The following is a 16145-nucleotide window of genomic DNA, read 5'->3' as shown; positions in this document are numbered from 1 at the left end:
GGATTTGCCGTTGACGCAGAACCGGTCGCTGCTGGGCGTCTTGGCGTCCTTGACCGAACTCTTGGGTGATTTCGCCGTGGACTTGGCCGGACTCTTGGCGCCGACGCTGCTGGACTTGGCGGGTTTGGCCGGTGAGCTGGCTGATGCGGCGTCGCCGGCACCACCGTGGTCGTGATCCGGGCAGGCAGCGGCGGTTGGCGCAGCGGCAAATGCCAGTGCGGCACAGGTCAATAGCGAACCGGCCAAAACCTGGGATCGCCTCGTGCGAGTTGACATGACGAGGTCAACCTTCCTTTCCTGATGATGAGGGTGAGCGCGGGTGCGCTCGCCTCGAGAGGTCGCCGGATGCATCCGGAATAGTTAGTCGCACCGATTCGACGAAAGTTCCGACGCTCGCCAGTTGTCGCTCTACGTGTGGCGGGCCCAGCGGACCTAACCGCGTGCCAGCGCCCGCAGGAAGAAGGCCAGGTTGGCCGGCCGCTCGGCCAGTCGCCGCGCGAAGTAGCCGTACCACTCGGTGCCGAACGGCAGGTAGACCCGCACCTGCTGCCCGGTCGCCGCCAGCCGCAGCTGTTCGCCGGATCGAATGCCGTAGAGCATCTGGTACTCGAAATCGGCACCACCGCGGCCGGTTTCGGTCGCCAGCTGGGGTACCGCAGCGATGATCTCCGGATCATGGGTGGCCACCATCGGGTAGCCGCGGCCGGCCATCAGCACCCGCAGACAGCGCAGGTAGGACTCAGTGACCTCGGCGCGGTCTCGGAACGCCACCGACGCGGGCTCGTCGTATGCGCCCTTGCACAACCGGATCCGCGCGCCGGTGGCCGCGAACCACCGGCAGTCGTTCTCGGTGCGGTGCAGGTAGGCCTGCGCCACCGTGCCCAGCCAGTCGAAGTCGGCGCGCAACTCGGTCACGATGTTCAGTCGCGAATCCACGCTGGTGTGCTCTTCGGCATCCACCGTCACCCAGGCCCCCACCTCCCGGGCCTTGCTGCAGATCACGTGGGTGTTCTCCAGCGCGATCTTGTCGCCGTCGCGGTCCAGGGCCTGCCCGAGCGCCGAGAGTTTGACCGATACCTCGAACGGCGCGCCGTTCGGCGGTGCCGCATCCCGGTGCCGGCCGACCGCGTCGAGCAACTCCAGGTAGGCCGCGACGTTGGCCTCGGCGCCGGCGGTGTCGGTGACGTCTTCGCCGAGGTGATCCACGCTGGCCGACAGGCCGGCCGTGTGCAGTCGGGCGACGGCGTCCAGCGCGTCGGCAACGGTTTCGCCCGGTACGAACCGGCGCACCACCGAGCTGGTCACCGGTAGGCGTCCGATGCTGCGGCGCAACCGATCCGAGCGAGCAGCCATCAGGATCGCCGGGCGGGCCAGCCGGTCGAAGGCCGCGCTCATCAGCCGGCCGCCATGTGCGGGTACTCGTGCCGACGCGGCGGGTCGAACGTCTCCTTGATCGACCGGGCCGAGACCCAGCGCAGCAGGTTGAGTGCCGAACCGGCCTTGTCGTTGGTGCCGGAGGCTCGGGAGCCGCCAAAGGGCTGCTGGCCCACCACCGCGCCGGTGGGCTTGTCATTGATGTAGAAGTTGCCCGCGGTGTAGCGCAGCCGTTCGCTGGCCGCCAGCACCGCGGCGCGGTCGTCGGCGATCACCGCACCGGTCAGCGCGTAACGCGCGGTGGCGTCCAGCACGCCAAGGATGTCGTCGAACTGCTCGTCCGGGAACACGTGCACCGCCAGGATCGGCCCGAAATACTCGGTGCGAAACGCCTCGTCGGTGGGGTCGTCGGACAGCAGCACCGTGGGGTGCACGAAATATCCGGTGCTGTCGTCACATTCACCACCTACCGCGACGGTCAGGCCGGGCACCTGCTTGGCCCGCTCGATGGCCTGAGCGCTCTTGGCGTAGGCCCGCTCGTCGATCAGTGCGCCACCGTAGTGCGACAGGTCGGTGATGTCGCCGTAGCTCAGGTTCTCGGTGGCGGCCAGGAATTCGTCGCCCATCCGCTGCCAGACCGAGGTCGGGATGTAGGCGCGGGAGGCGGCCGAACACTTCTGCCCCTGGTAGTCGAACGCCCCGCGAATCAGCGCGGTGCGCAACACATCCGGGTCCGCACTCGAATGCGCGACGACGAAGTCCTTGCCACCGGTTTCGCCGACCAGCCGGGGGTAGTCGCGGTAACCCGCCAGGTTGGCTCCCACCTGCTGCCACAGGTACTGGAAGGTCTTGGTGGAACCGGTGAAGTGGATACCGGACAGCCGCGGATCGGCGAGCAGCACATCGGATACTGCGAACCCGTCGCCGGTCACCAGGTTGATCACGCCGGGCGGCAACCCGGCAGCCTCCAGCAGCTGCATGGTCAGATACGCCGAGAAAGTTTGGCTGACCGAGGGTTTCCACACCACGGTGTTGCCCATCAGGGCCGGTGCGGTGGGCAGGTTGGCGGCGATCGCGGTGAAGTTGAACGGTGTGATCGCGTAGACGAATCCTTCCAGCGGCCGGTAGTCGGTGCGGTTCCACACCCCGGGTGAGCTGAGCGGTTGTCGGGTCAGGATCTCGCGGGCGAACGCGACGTTGAACCGCCAGAAGTCCACCAGCTCACAGGGCGCGTCGATCTCGGCCTGATAGGCCGACTTGGACTGGCCCAGCATGGTGGCCGCGGCGATGGTCTCGCGCCACGGCCCGGCCAGCAGGTCGGCCGCGCGCAGGAATACCGCGGCGCGCTCCTCGAACGGCCAGCCGGCCCAGGCCGACTTGGCCGCGCACGCGGCCTCGACCGCCGCACTGGCCTCGGTGGGGGTGGCGTTGCTCAGCGTGCCGAGCACGGCGGCGTGCCGATGTGGCTGCACCACGTCGATCCGGGTGCCGGAGCCCATCTGGTGTTCGCCGCCGATCACCTGCGGCAGGTCGATCTGCTCAGCCGACAACCTGCGCAACTCGGCGATCAACCGGTCGCGTTCGGCCGAGCCGGGGGCGTAATCATGGACCGGCTCGTTGGCCGGTGAGGGTACGGCGACGACGGCATCCATGACGCCAGAGTCCCAGGTCACGCCCGACAAAGCCTTGGCTGATCGGCTAATCTAAACACACCGGCTTAGGAGAATCAGACAATATGGAGCGCCGCGTTGGAGGTGTTGGCCTGGGCCAGCTGCTGCTGGCGCTGGACGCCACCATGGTGCGGTTGCTGACCGCACCGCGTGGTTTGGACGTGCCGGTCGCCTCGGCCGCCCTGCTGGACTCCGACGACCTGCGGTTGGGTTTGGCGCCGGCCGCCGACGCCGCCGACATGTTCTTCCTGCTGGGCGTCTCCACCGCCGACACCCTGCACTGGTTGAACCGGCTGAGCGCAGGCCGGGCGCCGCGGGCGATCTTCGTCAAACAACCGGACGCCGAGGTGGTGGCCCGCGCCGGCGCAACCGGCGTCGCCGTCGTCGCGGTCGACCCCGAGGCCCGCTGGGAGCGGCTGTACCTGCTGGTGAACCACGTGCTCTCGCATCACGGCGACCGCAGCGACCCGCTGTACGACTCCAGCACCGACCTGTTCGGCCTCGCGCAGGCCGTGGCCGAGCGCACCCGCGGCATGGTCAGCATCGAGGATGCGCAATCGCACGTGCTGGCCTACTCGGCCTCCGACGAAGACGCCGATGAGCTGCGCCGGCTGTCCATCCTGGGTCGGGCCGGACCACCCGAACACCTGGAATGGCTGCGTCAGTGGGGCATTTTCGATGCGCTGCGCAGCACATCCGAGGCGGTCGCGGTGGCCGCGCGCCCCGAGCTCGGTCTGCGTCCGCGGTTGGCGATCGGCATCCACGCCGGCGCCGACGAGCGCCACCCGGCCACCTTCGCCGGCAGCATCTGGGTGCAGCAAGGTCGCTCACCCCTCGCCAACGACGCCGCCGAGATCCTGAGTGGCGCAGCGGTTTTGGCGGCGCGCATCATGGCACGGCTGGCGGCCAGGCCGTCGCTGCACACGCTACGGGTGCACCAGTTGCTCGGTCTCGGCGAGGACGGCCCGCCCGCGCCGGCGGTCCGGCTGGCACGCGATCTGGGCATCGACGCCGACGCCCGCGCCGCCGTCGTCGGCCTGGAATCCGCCGCGGCGCACCCCGGCCTGGCCGACGTTGTGGCGTTGAGCGCCAGCGCATTCAGCCGCGACGCCCAGGTGGCCGGTACCGGCTCGCGGATCTACCTGCTGCTGCCGGCCGCCGCCAGCACCGCCAGCGTGACCTCCTGGCTACGCGGCGTGGTCGCCGCATTGCGTACCGAGTTGGGCGTCGAGTTGCGGGCCGTGCTGGCCGCACCGGTGGCCGGACTGGCGGAGGCGGCCGCGGCGCGCGCCGAGATCGATCGGGTGCTCGACAGCGCGGATCGCCATCCCGGATCGTTCGGATCGGTCACCTCATTGGCCGAGGCCCGCACCGCGGTCGCACTGGACGAGATCGTCACCCTGGTGGCCGATGATCCACGCCTGCTGGACCCGCGGGTGCGTGAGTTGGATGAGCAGGCCGCCGCGACGCTGCGCAGCTATCTGGACTCCTTCGGCGACGTGGCCGCCGCGGCCCAGCGCCTCAACGTGCATCCGAATACCGTGCGCTACCGGGTCCGCCGGATCGAGCAGACGCTCGGCGTGCACCTCGATGACCCCGATGTCCGGCTGCTGTTGGCGTTGAGCCTGCGCGCGCTGGCCTGAGGCTCGCAGCGCGGTTCACTCGGCGAGGACGGCCTGTTCGGGGCTCAGCAGACCCACCAGTTCGGACCACGGCACCGTCACCGACGGCGTGCCGTGCACGAACTGGTAGTCGTTGAAGATGATGTGCAGTCCCTCGGCGGTGGGAATCCAGTTGGCGAAGTTGGCGGCGACCGGATCGGCGCCGGTGCCCACGGCGACCTCCAGGTTGGCCCTGGTCCACGCCGCGAGAACGTCGAGGCCGGCTTGTTCGTCGACGAACAAATCGGCCAGTGTGATGGGTGCGGCGGTGCGCGAATCGATCACGACGGTGCTGATGTAGGTGGTCGGATGCGGGGTGCCCTTGGCGTAGAACACGGCGTCGAGCACCTGCGCGATCGCGGTCGGCCGGAAGCTGACCTCGGCCTTGCCCTCGTGCTCCCAGGACACCGGCGAATAATCCAAGTCGAACTGATCGAGTTGGTACTGCGCAGAGGCCCGGCTGGCCTCGTTGAAGGCGGCCGCGACCGCCGGATCGCCCTCGGACAGCTGCCCGATGTCCAGCTTCCAGGTGCCCATTCCGTTCGGGGTGGAGCCCTCGATCGGCGTCATCGTGACGGTATATCGGAGGCCATTGGACGTTCCGGTGATCGGCTCGGCCCCGGCCAACGCCGTGCCGTTCAAGGTCAGGATGGTCAACGCGGCGATCAGTACCGCCAGGGACGGACGCGCGAGCAGATTCCGCATGCTTCGAGTATCCCGGACCAGGGCGCGGCGCCGTGGCACCATCGCGACGCCTCGCGCCGGTAGCGCCCTACGACTAGGCGAGCCGGGCGACTGCGGCGGCGATCCGCTCGTCGGTGGCGGTCAGCGCGATCCGCACGTGCTCGGCTCCGCGCGCTCCGTAGAACTCGCCCGGAGCCACCAGGATGCCGCGTTCGGCGAACCAGGCCACGGTGTCTCGGCAGGCCTGACCGCGGGTGGCCCACAGGTAGAGCCCGGCTTCGGAATGTTCGACGGTGAACCCGGCCGCCAGCACGGCGGCCAGCAGAGCCGTGCGCCGCGCCCGGTAGCGCTCGCGCTGACGTCGTTCGTGCTCGTCGTCGTCGAGAGCGGCCTGCATGGCCGCCTGCACCGGCGCCGGCACCATCATTCCGGCGTGCTTGCGCACCGCCAGCAACTCGGCGACCAACTCGGCGTCCCCGGCGACGAACCCGGCGCGATACCCGGCCAGCGATGACGTCTTGGACAGCGAGTGCAGCGCCAACAGGCCGCTGTGGTCGCCGTCGCACACACTCGGGTGCAACACCGACAAGGGTTCGGCATCCCAGCCCAGGCCCAGGTAACACTCGTCGGAGGCGACGATGACGCCGCGCTCCCGCGCCCAGGACACCACCTTGCGCAGGTGCTCGACCGGCAACACCTTGCCGGTCGGGTTGCTCGGCGAATTGAGGTAGATCAGGGCCGGCCGCTGCGGCCCGAGCTGGGTCAGCGAATCGGCAGCCAGCACCTGGGTACCGGCCAGCCGTGCGCCGACGTCATAGGTCGGGTAGGCCAGCTCCGGAATCACCACCAGGTCGCCGGACCCGAAGCCGAGCAGCGTCGGCAACCAGGCGATCAGCTCCTTGGTCCCGATCGCCGGCAGCACGGCCTGCTCGGACAGCTCGGTGATGCCGTACCGGCGCTGCAGCGCGGCCACGATCGAAGCGCGCAGCGCAGGCGTGCCCGCGGTGGTCGGGTAACCGGGCGCGGCGGCCGCTGCGGTCAGGGCCTGCTGGATCAGCGGATCGACCGGGTCGACGGGTGTGCCGACGGACAGGTCGACGATGCCGTCCGGATGTGACCGGGCTGCTTCGGATGCCTGCGCCAGCGTGTCCCAGGGGAAGACCGGTAATGACGCCGACAACTGCCGGCGCGTCACGACGCTCAGTCCTCGCCCTGCGGCGGCAGCGACTTGACCGGCTCCGGATCGTTGTCGGTCTGGCCGACCTTGGATGCACCGCCCGGCGAACCGAGCTCTTCGAAGAAGTCGGCGTTGCTCTGGATGTATCCGCTCCACTCGTCGGGAACGTCATCCTCGTAGAAGATGGCCTCGACGGGGCACACCGGTTCGCAAGCGCCACAGTCCACGCACTCGTCGGGGTGGATGTAGAGCATGCGGGCGCCTTCGTAGATGCAATCGACGGGGCATTCCTCGATGCATGCCTTGTCCTTGACATCGACGCACGGCTGCGCGATCACGTATGTCACAGAAATCTCCTCTAGGGTCTCTGCGTATTCACTTGAGCGGGCTGCTGATCCGTTCTGGGGGCAGGGCGGACGACCAAGTATCCGATGCTCAGAATCGGACGCTCGTGCCAGTCTGCCCTTACCTGCCGATCTACGTGAGATCGCGCAGGTGGTTACTGATACTAGACGTTGCATTTACCGCGGATGAAATCGGCGGGCGGCGCGTCGAATCGGCTGTGCAACCAGTTGCACAGTACCGGCGGTAGCACCTAGGCTGACCGGCATGGCCCTGCAGCACGCCATCCTGGTTGCGCTCTGCGAACAACCCGGTTCGGGCTATGAGCTGGCCCGCCGATTCGACCGCTCGATCGGCCATTTCTGGAGTGCCAGCCACCAGCAGATCTACCGCACGCTGGCCAGCATGGAACGCGACGGCTGGGTCTCGGTCACCGAGGTAGCCCAACAGGGCCGACCGGACAAGAAGGTGTACGACGTCTCCGCGGCGGGCCGGGCCGAATTGGCGGTGTGGATCGCCGCGCCGCCCAGTGGGCGCACCAACACCTCGATCGACGCCGACCTGCGGGACGTCGCGGTCAAACTACGCGCGGCCGCGCACGGCGACGTGCTGCTGCTGCGCGAACAGATCGAGGGTCTGCGGGCGCAGCGTGCCGACCTGCTGCAGATCTACCGCGGCTACGCCGCCCGGCAGTTCCCGCAGCCCGACCGACTGTCCGGGTCCGAGCTGCACCAGTACCTGGTGCTGCGCGGCGGCATCCGGGCCGAACAGAGCGCGGTGGACTGGCTCGACGAAGTGCTCGCCGCACTGGCACCCACGGGAGCGCGCCGATGACCGCAGCCGATCCCACGCCCGATCCCACACCGGGTTCCGGGCCGCACCGCCCCGGACCGGGCACCGCGTATCCGAACCTGTTGTCCCCGTTGGACCTCGGCTTCACCACGCTGCGCAACCGGGTGGTGATGGGGTCGATGCACACCGGACTCGAGGACCGGGCCCGGCACACCGACCGGCTGGCCGCCTACTTCGCCGAACGGGCCCGCGGCGGTGTCGGGCTGATCATCACCGGCGGTTACGCACCGAACCGCACGGGGTGGCTGCTGCCGTTTGCCGCCCAACTGCTGTCCTCGACCGAAGCGCGTCGGCATCGTCGGATCACCAGCGCGGTGCACGACGAGGGCGCCAAGATCCTGCTGCAGATCCTGCACGCCGGCCGCTACGCGTACCACCCGCTGTCGGTGAGTGCGTCGTCGATCAAGGCGCCGATCAACCCGTTTCGGCCGCGCGCACTGTCGAGTCGCGGTGTGCAGCGGACCGTCGACGACTTCGTGCGGTGCGCGGTGCTGGCCCGCGATGCGGGCTATGACGGCGTGGAGATCATGGGCAGCGAGGGGTATCTGCTCAACCAGTTCCTGGCCCCGCGCACCAATCGGCGCACCGACGGCTGGGGCGGCTCGCCGGCCGCGCGGCGCCGGCTGCCGGTCGAGATCGTCGCACGCACCCGCGCCGCGGTCGGTCCGGACTTCATCATCGACTACCGGATGTCGCTGGCCGACTACGTCGAGGACGGCCAGAGCTGGGACGAAATCCTGGCGCTGGCAACCGAAGTCGAAGCCGCCGGCGCCACCCTGATCAACAGCGGGTTCGGCTGGCACGAGGCGCGGGTGCCGACCATCGTGACCTCGGTGCCGACCGCGGCGTTCGTCGACGTCAGCAGCGCACTGGCCGAGCACGTCAGCATCCCGGTGGTGGCCTCCAACCGGATCAACATGCCGGAGTCCGCCGAGCGGGTGCTGGCCGAGACCCATGTGCAGTTGATCTCGATGGCCCGGCCGTTCCTGTCCGACCCGGACTGGGTGGCCAAGGCATCCGCCGACGCCTCCGATGAGATCAACACCTGCATCGCCTGCAACCAGGCCTGCCTGGATCACGCGTTCGTGCACAAGACGGTGTCGTGCCTGCTCAATCCGCGCGCCGGCCGAGAAACCACGCTGCTGTTGGGCCCGACCCGGCGCACCAAGCGAGTGGCCGTGGTGGGCGCCGGGCCCGCCGGGCTGGCCACCGCGGTCACCGCGGCCGGCCGCGGACACAACGTCACGCTGTTCGACGCCAACGAGTTCATCGGTGGTCAGTTCGACCTGGCCCGGCGCATCCCGGGTAAGGAAGAGTTCGACCACAGCATCCGCTACTACGCCACGATGTTGGAAAAGCGGGATGTGACACTGCGATTGGGCACCAAGGCCGACGTCGAGGACCTGACCGGATTCGACGAGGTGGTGTTGGCCACCGGGGTGGTGCCGCGACGGCCACGGATTCCGGGCGTCGAGCATCCGATGGTGTTGACCTACCCCGAGGCGATCTACGGCAGCAAGCCGCTGGGGCGTCGGGTCGCGGTGATCGGGGCCGGCGGGATCGGGTTCGACGTCAGCGAGCTGCTGGTCACCGACGAATCACCGACGCTCAACCTCAAGGAGTGGAAGGCCGAATGGGGTGTGGCCGATCCGCAGGAGGCGCGCGGCGGATTGACCACCCCGATCCCCGCTGCCCCGGCCCGCGAGGTCTACCTGCTGCAGCGCAGTCCGGGGGCGCAGGGCCGCAAACTGGGCAAGACCACCGGCTGGGTACACCGCGCCTCGTTGAAGGCCAAAGGCGTGCAGCAGCTTTCCGGGGTCAACTACGAACGCATCGATGATGCCGGACTGCACATCAGTTTCGGCTCCCAGCACCGCGAACCGCGGATCCTCGAGGTGGACAACGTGGTGATCTGCGCGGGCCAGGAATCGGTGCGCGACCTCGAGGATGCGCTGCGCGCACGCGGCATCGAACCGCACGTGATCGGCGGCGCCGCGCTGGCTGCCGAACTGGACGCCAAGCGGGCGATCCGACAGGGCACCGAGTTGGCGGCCCGGCTCTAACGCTTGCGGGTCAGCCGCAGCTGGGCGACACACAGATCCGGTTCCACGAACGGCAGCAACTCGTCGACCGAAAGCGGTACCTCCCAGGCCTCGGTGGCGCCCTGCATCAAACCGAGGTGCACCGGGCACACCACGCCCGGCTGGTTCCGGGCCACCTCCAGGAACGGACAGTGCCGCAACCCGATTCGCAGTTCGTCGGCGCCGGTCTCGGGTGCGAAACCCAGTTCGTCGAGCAACTCGACCAGCTGGCCGACCGGTTCGGCCTGTGCGGCGTCGCGGCGGGCGGCACCGAGTCGCGCCCCCAGATCGCGCCCGACCGCGCGGGCCTGCTCCTCGGGATCCGAACCCCGGTTCAGTGTTTCGGCGAGCACCCCGGCCAGCAGTTCGTAGCGCCGCGGGCCGGCCGGATCCATGCCGCGCACCACACTGAACAGTTGGGCCGGTCGGCCCGGTTTGGCGCGATCCGCGGCGACCCGTTCGATCTGGCCGGCCGCCAGCAGCGCATCCAGGTGGAACCGCACGGTGTTCAGGTGCACGCCGAGTTCGTCAGCGATCATCGCGATGCTCATCGGCTCGTCGGCGCGGCGCAGAATCGCCAGCACCTCGGCGCGCCGACCCTTGGCCACGCTCATGTGTCTTGCCGGGGCAGGCTGGCGACCAGCGGTGCGTCGACCTCCAAAGCTCCCAGTTTCGCTGCGCCGCCAGGCGAACCCAGCGGCTCGTCGCGACCGGGCAGGGTTTCGGCGAAGAACGCTTCGTTGTCGGCCTGATACGGAACCAGGTCCTCGGGCAGGTCGTCTTCGTAGTAGATGGCCTCGACCGGACACACCGGCTCGCAGGCACCGCAGTCCACGCACTCATCCGGATGGATGTACAGGGCACGTCCGCCCTCGTAGATGCAATCGACCGGGCATTCCTCAACGCAGGCGCGGTCTTTGACATCCACACAGGGCTTGCCGATCACGTAGGTCATGAGCCATAGTTTACACAAGAACTAATTGTAAAAACTAGGAAGATTTCCGTGGCCGATCAACACATCGACGTCCGCGGATGGCCCAGGCAAGATCTGCCATGACGACCACCCGAGACGTCAGCCCAACCACTATCGAGCGTCCGGTGACCCGCCCGTTCCCGCCCCGTCTGGGCGAGCGCGGCACCCTGATCTACAAACTCATCACGACCACCGACCACAAGCTGATCGGCGTGATGTACATGGTCACCTGCTTCGCATTCTTCTTCGCCGGCGGGTTGATGGCGTTGCTGATGCGAGCCGAGATCACCGCACCCGGACTGCAGTTCCTGTCCAACGAGCAGTACAACCAGCTGTTCACCATGCACGGCACGGTGATGCTGCTGTTCTACGCGACGCCCATCGTGTTCGGTTTCGCCAATTTGGTGCTGCCGCTGCAGATCGGCGCCCCCGACGTCGCGTTCCCCCGGTTGAACGCGTTGTCGTTCTGGCTGTTCGCATTCGGCGGCCTGATCACGATCAGCGGTTTCCTGACCCCGGGCGGGGCAGCCGACTTCGGCTGGACCGCCTACACCCCGCTCGCCGACGTCATCCACAGTCCCGGCCTGGGCGCTGATCTGTGGATCTTCGGCCTGGCGGTCAGCGGCCTGGGCACCATCCTCGGTGGCGTCAACATGATCACCACGGTGGTCTGCATGCGCGCTCCCGGCATGGTCATGTTCCGGCTGCCGATCTTCACCTGGAACATCCTGGTCACCTCGATCCTGGTGCTGCTGGTGTTCCCGCTGCTGACTGCCGCCCTGCTGGGCCTGGCCGCCGACCGCCACCTCGGCGCGCACGTCTACGACCCGGCCAACGGCGGAGTCCTGTTGTGGCAGCACTTGTTCTGGTTCTTCGGCCATCCCGAGGTGTACATCGTGGCGTTGCCGTTCTTCGGCATCGTCACCGAGATCTTCCCGGTGTTCAGCCGCAAACCACTGTTCGGGTACACCACGCTGATCTACGCCACGATGGCCATCGCGGCGCTGTCGGCCGGGGTGTGGGCCCATCACATGTTCGCCACCGGCGCGGTGCTGCTGCCGTTCTTCTCGCTGATGTCCTATCTGATTGCGGTGCCCACCGGCATCAAGTTCTTCAACTGGATCGGCACCATGTGGAAAGGTCAGTTGACCTTCGAGACACCGATGCTGTTCTCGATCGGCTTCGTCGTCACGTTCCTGCTCGGCGGCCTGTCCGGCGTCATGCTGGCCAGTCCACCGCTGGACTTCCACGTCACCGACACCTATTTCGTGGTTGCGCATTTCCACTACGTGCTGTTCGGCACCATCGTGTTCTCGACGTTCGCCGGGATCTACTTCTGGTTCCCGAAGATGACCGGACGCCTGCTCGACGAGCGGTTGGGCAAGCTGCACTTCTGGTTGACGCTGATCGGCTTCCACACCACGTTTTTGGTGCAGCACTGGCTGGGCGACGAGGGCATGCCGCGGCGCTACGCCGATTACCTGCCGACCGACGGCTTCACCACGCTCAACGTGGTGTCCACCATCGGGGCCTTCATCCTGGGCGTCTCGATGCTGCCGTTCGTGTGGAACGTGTTCCGGAGTTGGCGTTACGGCGAAGTCGTCACGGTCGACGACCCGTGGGGCCACGGCAATTCGCTGGAGTGGGCCACCAGTTGCCCGCCGCCGCGACACAATTTCACCGAGCTGCCCCGGATCCGTTCCGAGCGGCCGGCGTTCGAGCTGCACTATCCGCATATGGTCGAGCGGATGCGCGCAGAGTCGCACATCGGTCGGCATCCAGAAAGGTAGTTGGCAATGAAGAACGCACAACCCGAGATCGAATCCCTCGGCGACCACGACTACCTGGTCCGGCTCACCGTCGACGACGACGTCGTGACGGTCTGGACCCGGGCCGACCCGGAGGTGGTGACGCGCATCGTCGGCGACGACGGCGATGAGCAGCAGGTGGTGGCAGCGACCTTCGACTATCTGACGCAGCGACAACGCGCCGACGATCTACCTGGCAACCTCGACCTGCAGGACGTCGCGGCAGCCTACGACGACTATCTGGACCAACTGCGCGCCGTGTTGGGCTGACCGTCGGCCTTGAGCAGCGGCGCCTATGCTCGGTAGCCGATGAGTGCGAGCAGATCTGAGCGTGATCGCGACCCGGCCGGGCGGCCCCGGAACGCCCGACCGCGCGACGCGCTGGGACGTCCACTGCCGCCCGGCAGTGCCGGCACCCCGCGCATCCCGGACGACCTTGATCTGCCGCCCACCGAAACCCTGCGCTACGCACAGGATCTGCTCGACGAGGGCCGCGCGTTCAATGCCCACGAGGTGCTCGAAGCGGCCTGGAAGAACGGGCCTGCCCACGAGCGGGAGCTCTGGCAGTCGCTGGCGCAGTTGGCCGTCGGCATCACGCACATTCAGCGGGGCAACCCCAGCGGCGCGGAGGCGCTGCTGGGACGCGCGGCCGACGGACTGACCCGAGCCGGGGTGATCGAACCGTATTCGATCGACATCACCGGACTGGTGGCGGCCGCCCGTGCGCTGGCCGACGACGTCAGCGTCGGCGCCGACATCGATCCGGCCCGGCTGCGGCCCCGGTTGACCGCGACGCCCCGCGGCTGAGGCCCGACGGCCAAAACCGTCGGGCGGCCGGGGCGCCGGCTCAGGCGGCCCGTTCGGCGTAGGTGGTGGTGCGCTGCCGGGCCGGGCGGCCGATCCCGGCGGCGATCTCGACCAGCTCCTCGACCGTCTTGGCCGAACCGTTCTCCGAGCCGGCCATCCGCGAGATGGTTTCCTCCATCAGCGTGCCGCCCAGGTCGTTCGCACCGCCGCGCAGCATCACCTGGGTGCGCTCGACGCCCAACTTGACCCAACTGGTCTGAATCGACGGGATCCGGCCGTGCAGCATGATCCGCGCCAGCGCGTGCACGGCCCGGTTGTCCCGGTGGGTCGGGCCGGGCCGGGCCGCCCCGGCCAGGTACAGCGGTGAGGACTGGTGCACGAACGGCAGCGGCACGAACTCGGTGAAACCGCCGGTGCGGTCCTGGATGTCGCGTAGCACGTTGAGGTGGCCGACCCAGTGCCGCGGGGTGTCGACGTGCCCGTACATCATGGTCGAACTCGACCGCAGGCCGACTTCATGCGCGGTGCTGACCACTTCGATCCACATCGAGGTCGGCAGCTTGCCCTTGGTCAGCACCCAGCGCACCTCGTCGTCGAGGATCTCGGCCGCGGTGCCCGGGATGGTGTCCAGGCCGGCCTCCCGCAGCGCGATCAGCCACTCCCGGATCGACAGCCCGCTGCGGGTCACACCGTTGGCGATCTCCATCGGCGAGAACGCGTGCACGTGCATCGACGGCACCCGGGCCTTGACCGCGCGCACCAGGTCGGCGTAGCCGGTGACCGGCAGTTCCGGGTCGATGCCTCCCTGCATGCAGACCTCGGTGGCGCCGGCCACGTGTGCTTCCCAAGCCCGGTCGGCGACCTCGTCGGCCGACAGCGAATAGGCGTCCGCGTCGCCCTTGCGCTGCGCGAAGGCGCAGAACCGGCAGCCGGTGTAGCAGATGTTGGTGAAGTTGATGTTGCGGTTCACCACGAAGGTGACGTCGTCGCCGACGGTGTCCCGGCGCAGCGAATCGGCAAGCGCGGTAACTGCTTCCAGAGCCGGGCCGTCGGCGGTGGCCAGCGCCAGGTATTCGTCGTCGCTGCAGCCGGCCGGGTCGCGCTCGGCGCTGCGCAGCGCGGCCAGCACGTCGGTGTCGATGCGTTCGGGCGCGCGGGCGGCCAGCTCGTGCACCTGGGCGCGGATCGACTCCCAGTCCCCGAACGCGCTGTCCAGGTCGCTGCGGGTGTCGGTGCGCCGGCCTTCGCTGTCGATTGCGGTGTGCAGGTCGGTGCGGCCCAGCGATTCACTGGCCTCATCGGGTTCCTGCCACGGATGGCCGACCGGGTTGACGTCGCGGGCCCAGCCGGTGTCCGGGTCGGCCAGCGCGTCGACGTGGGTCCGCACCCGCGGATCGACCCAGGCCGCGCCGGCCTGGATGTAGCGCGGATGCGCGGTCAGCCGTTGCACCAGGTCGTAGCCGGCCTCGGCGGTCACATCAGCCAATTCGTCCAGGCCCGGCCAGGGCCGTTCCGGGTTGACGTGGTCGGGAGTCAGTGGCGACACCCCGCCCCAGTCGTCGACTCCGGCGCCGATCAGTGCCAGACATTCGGCGCGTTCCACCAGGTTCGGCGGGGCCTGCACCCGCATGGCCGGACCCAACACCAGCCGGGTGACCGCGATCGCGGCCAGGAACTCCTGCATCCCGGCGTCCGGGGTCGCGGCCATCGCGGTGTGATCCTTGGCCCGGAAGTTCTGCACGATGACTTCCTGGATGTGGCCGAACTCCTTGTGCGAGCGGCGAATCGCGTGGATGGTCTCGGCCCGCTCGGTCAGCGTCTCCCCGATCCCGACCAACAGGCCGGTGGTGAACGGGATGGACAGCCGGCCGGCGTCGGTCAGCGTGCGCAACCGCACGGCCGGGTCCTTGTCCGGGCTGCCGTAGTGGGCTTGGCCCTTGGTTTCGAACAGCCGCCTGCTGGTGGTCTCCAGCATCATGCCCATCGACGGCGCGACCGGCTTGAGTCGGGACAGCTCCGACCAGCTCATCACGCCCGGGTTCAGGTGCGGCAGCAGGCCGGTCTCCTCGAGCACCCGGATCGCCATCGCGCGCACGTAGTCCAGCGTCGAGTCGTAGCCCCGTTCATCCAGCCACTGCCGGGCTTCGGCCCACCGCGTCTCCGGGCGGTCGCCCAGGGTGAACAGCGCTTCCTTGCAACCCAATTCGGCGCCGCGCGCAGCGATGTCGAGGATCTGGTCGGGTTCTAGGTACATGCCCTGCCCGGCGGCGCGCAGCTTGCCCGGCACCGTGACGAAGGTGCAGTAGTTGCAGGTGTCCCGGCACAGATGGGTGATCGGAATGAAGACCTTGCGCGAATAGCTGATCGGCAGCCGACCCGCGGCGCCGCTGCGACCGGCCGATTCCAAACCGGCGTCGCGCACCCGGGCGGCGCTGGCGCACAGGTCGGCGAGGTCGTCGCCGCGGGCGCCGAGCGCGATCGCGGCTTCATCGACGTTGAGCGCTACCCCGTCGCGCGCGCGGCGCAACACCCGACGCATCGCAGCCGGGCTGGCTTGGGACGGGGCCTGGTTTGGGGCCGGAGGCATGCTCGGGCCGGGCAGATCAACACGCTGAGGGTTCAGGGCCACTCCCGAATAACCCGTCGGTGGAAAGAATTCATCCGCGTGTCCCACTATCTGATACTCGGCTGCCGGACCGCCTCCACAGTAATCCTG

The 16145-nt window shown here is 68.5% G+C and carries 15 protein-coding genes; 7 read left to right on the top strand and 8 right to left on the bottom strand.

Annotation, left to right across the window (positions count from 1 at the left end; all coding sequences use genetic code 11):
- Positions 1-10 precede the first annotated feature (10 nt).
- Positions 11-175, top strand: a complete 165-nt coding sequence (locus AC5Y3P_RS07670) for a hypothetical protein (RefSeq protein ID WP_500045298.1) — start codon at positions 11-13, stop codon at positions 173-175.
- 257 nt (positions 176-432) lie between these two features.
- Here the strand turns inward: AC5Y3P_RS07670 and AC5Y3P_RS07665 are convergent, their stop codons facing one another.
- Both AC5Y3P_RS07665 and pruA read right to left on the bottom strand, forming a co-directional pair.
- The gene (locus AC5Y3P_RS07665) at positions 433-1395 is read right to left on the bottom strand and encodes a proline dehydrogenase family protein (protein WP_500045297.1); all 963 of its coding nucleotides are present in this window, start codon (positions 1393-1395) and stop codon (positions 433-435) included.
- The gene (gene pruA / locus AC5Y3P_RS07660) at positions 1395-3026 is read right to left on the bottom strand and encodes an L-glutamate gamma-semialdehyde dehydrogenase (RefSeq protein ID WP_500045296.1); all 1632 of its coding nucleotides are present in this window, start codon (positions 3024-3026) and stop codon (positions 1395-1397) included. Before pruA ends, AC5Y3P_RS07665 begins: the two co-directional genes overlap by 1 nt.
- Before the next feature lie 83 nt (positions 3027-3109).
- Between pruA and AC5Y3P_RS07655 the strand changes: the two genes are divergently transcribed.
- Positions 3110-4687: a PucR family transcriptional regulator gene (locus tag AC5Y3P_RS07655; RefSeq protein WP_500045295.1), complete on the top strand. Its 1578-nt coding sequence runs from the start codon at positions 3110-3112 to the stop codon at positions 4685-4687.
- Positions 4688-4702: 15 nt separating this feature from the next.
- On the opposite strand, the gene AC5Y3P_RS07650 is transcribed toward AC5Y3P_RS07655, so the two are convergent.
- From AC5Y3P_RS07650 to fdxA (AC5Y3P_RS07640), 3 genes are all read right to left on the bottom strand, one after another.
- Complete coding sequence (locus AC5Y3P_RS07650; protein ID WP_500045294.1) at positions 4703-5410, bottom strand: RsiV family protein; 708 nt, start codon at positions 5408-5410, stop codon at positions 4703-4705.
- A gap of 73 nt (positions 5411-5483) precedes the next feature.
- A complete protein-coding gene (gene dapC / locus AC5Y3P_RS07645) occupies positions 5484-6569 on the bottom strand; it encodes a succinyldiaminopimelate transaminase (protein WP_500045387.1) in 1086 nt (361 codons plus the stop codon).
- A gap of 20 nt (positions 6570-6589) precedes the next feature.
- On the bottom strand, positions 6590-6913 hold the full coding sequence (gene fdxA / locus AC5Y3P_RS07640; protein ID WP_500045293.1) for a ferredoxin: 324 nt from the start codon (positions 6911-6913) through the stop codon (positions 6590-6592).
- Between the two features lie 262 nt (positions 6914-7175).
- Between fdxA (AC5Y3P_RS07640) and AC5Y3P_RS07635 the strand changes: the two genes are divergently transcribed.
- Together AC5Y3P_RS07635 and AC5Y3P_RS07630 are read left to right on the top strand one after the other, a co-directional pair.
- Entirely contained in the window at positions 7176-7742 is a 567-nt protein-coding gene (locus AC5Y3P_RS07635) for a PadR family transcriptional regulator (RefSeq protein WP_500045292.1), read from the top strand.
- Positions 7739-9823 (top strand): FAD-dependent oxidoreductase, encoded by a 2085-nt coding sequence (locus AC5Y3P_RS07630; RefSeq protein WP_500045291.1) that lies wholly within the window; start codon positions 7739-7741, stop codon positions 9821-9823. The genes AC5Y3P_RS07635 and AC5Y3P_RS07630 overlap by 4 nt, the downstream gene beginning before the upstream one ends.
- On the opposite strand, the gene AC5Y3P_RS07625 is transcribed toward AC5Y3P_RS07630, so the two are convergent.
- Positions 9820-10455, bottom strand: a complete 636-nt coding sequence (locus AC5Y3P_RS07625) for a helix-turn-helix transcriptional regulator (protein ID WP_500045290.1) — start codon at positions 10453-10455, stop codon at positions 9820-9822. The two genes, AC5Y3P_RS07630 and AC5Y3P_RS07625, sit on opposite strands and share 4 nt — an antisense overlap.
- Complete coding sequence (gene fdxA / locus AC5Y3P_RS07620) at positions 10452-10796, bottom strand: ferredoxin (protein ID WP_500045289.1); 345 nt, start codon at positions 10794-10796, stop codon at positions 10452-10454. Before fdxA (AC5Y3P_RS07620) ends, AC5Y3P_RS07625 begins: the two co-directional genes overlap by 4 nt.
- A 98-nt stretch (positions 10797-10894) precedes the next feature.
- Between fdxA (AC5Y3P_RS07620) and ctaD the strand changes: the two genes are divergently transcribed.
- From ctaD to AC5Y3P_RS07605, 3 genes are read left to right on the top strand one after another with little or no spacing between them, the layout of a single operon-like run.
- Positions 10895-12604, top strand: a complete 1710-nt coding sequence (gene ctaD / locus AC5Y3P_RS07615; RefSeq protein WP_500045288.1) for an aa3-type cytochrome oxidase subunit I — start codon at positions 10895-10897, stop codon at positions 12602-12604.
- 6 nt (positions 12605-12610) lie between these two features.
- Positions 12611-12892 (top strand): hypothetical protein, encoded by a 282-nt coding sequence (locus tag AC5Y3P_RS07610; RefSeq protein ID WP_500045287.1) that lies wholly within the window; start codon positions 12611-12613, stop codon positions 12890-12892.
- Positions 12893-12931: 39 nt separating this feature from the next.
- A complete protein-coding gene (locus AC5Y3P_RS07605; RefSeq protein WP_500045286.1) occupies positions 12932-13429 on the top strand; it encodes a DUF309 domain-containing protein in 498 nt (165 codons plus the stop codon).
- Positions 13430-13469: 40 nt separating this feature from the next.
- On the opposite strand, the gene AC5Y3P_RS07600 is transcribed toward AC5Y3P_RS07605, so the two are convergent.
- A complete protein-coding gene (locus AC5Y3P_RS07600; protein ID WP_500045285.1) occupies positions 13470-16016 on the bottom strand; it encodes a bifunctional FO biosynthesis protein CofGH in 2547 nt (848 codons plus the stop codon).
- Positions 16017-16145: the final 129 nt, after the last annotated feature.

It is taken from the genome of Mycobacterium sp. NGS45 (assembly GCF_059812645.1).
This window is presented reverse-complemented; position numbering and strand designations above follow the sequence as displayed.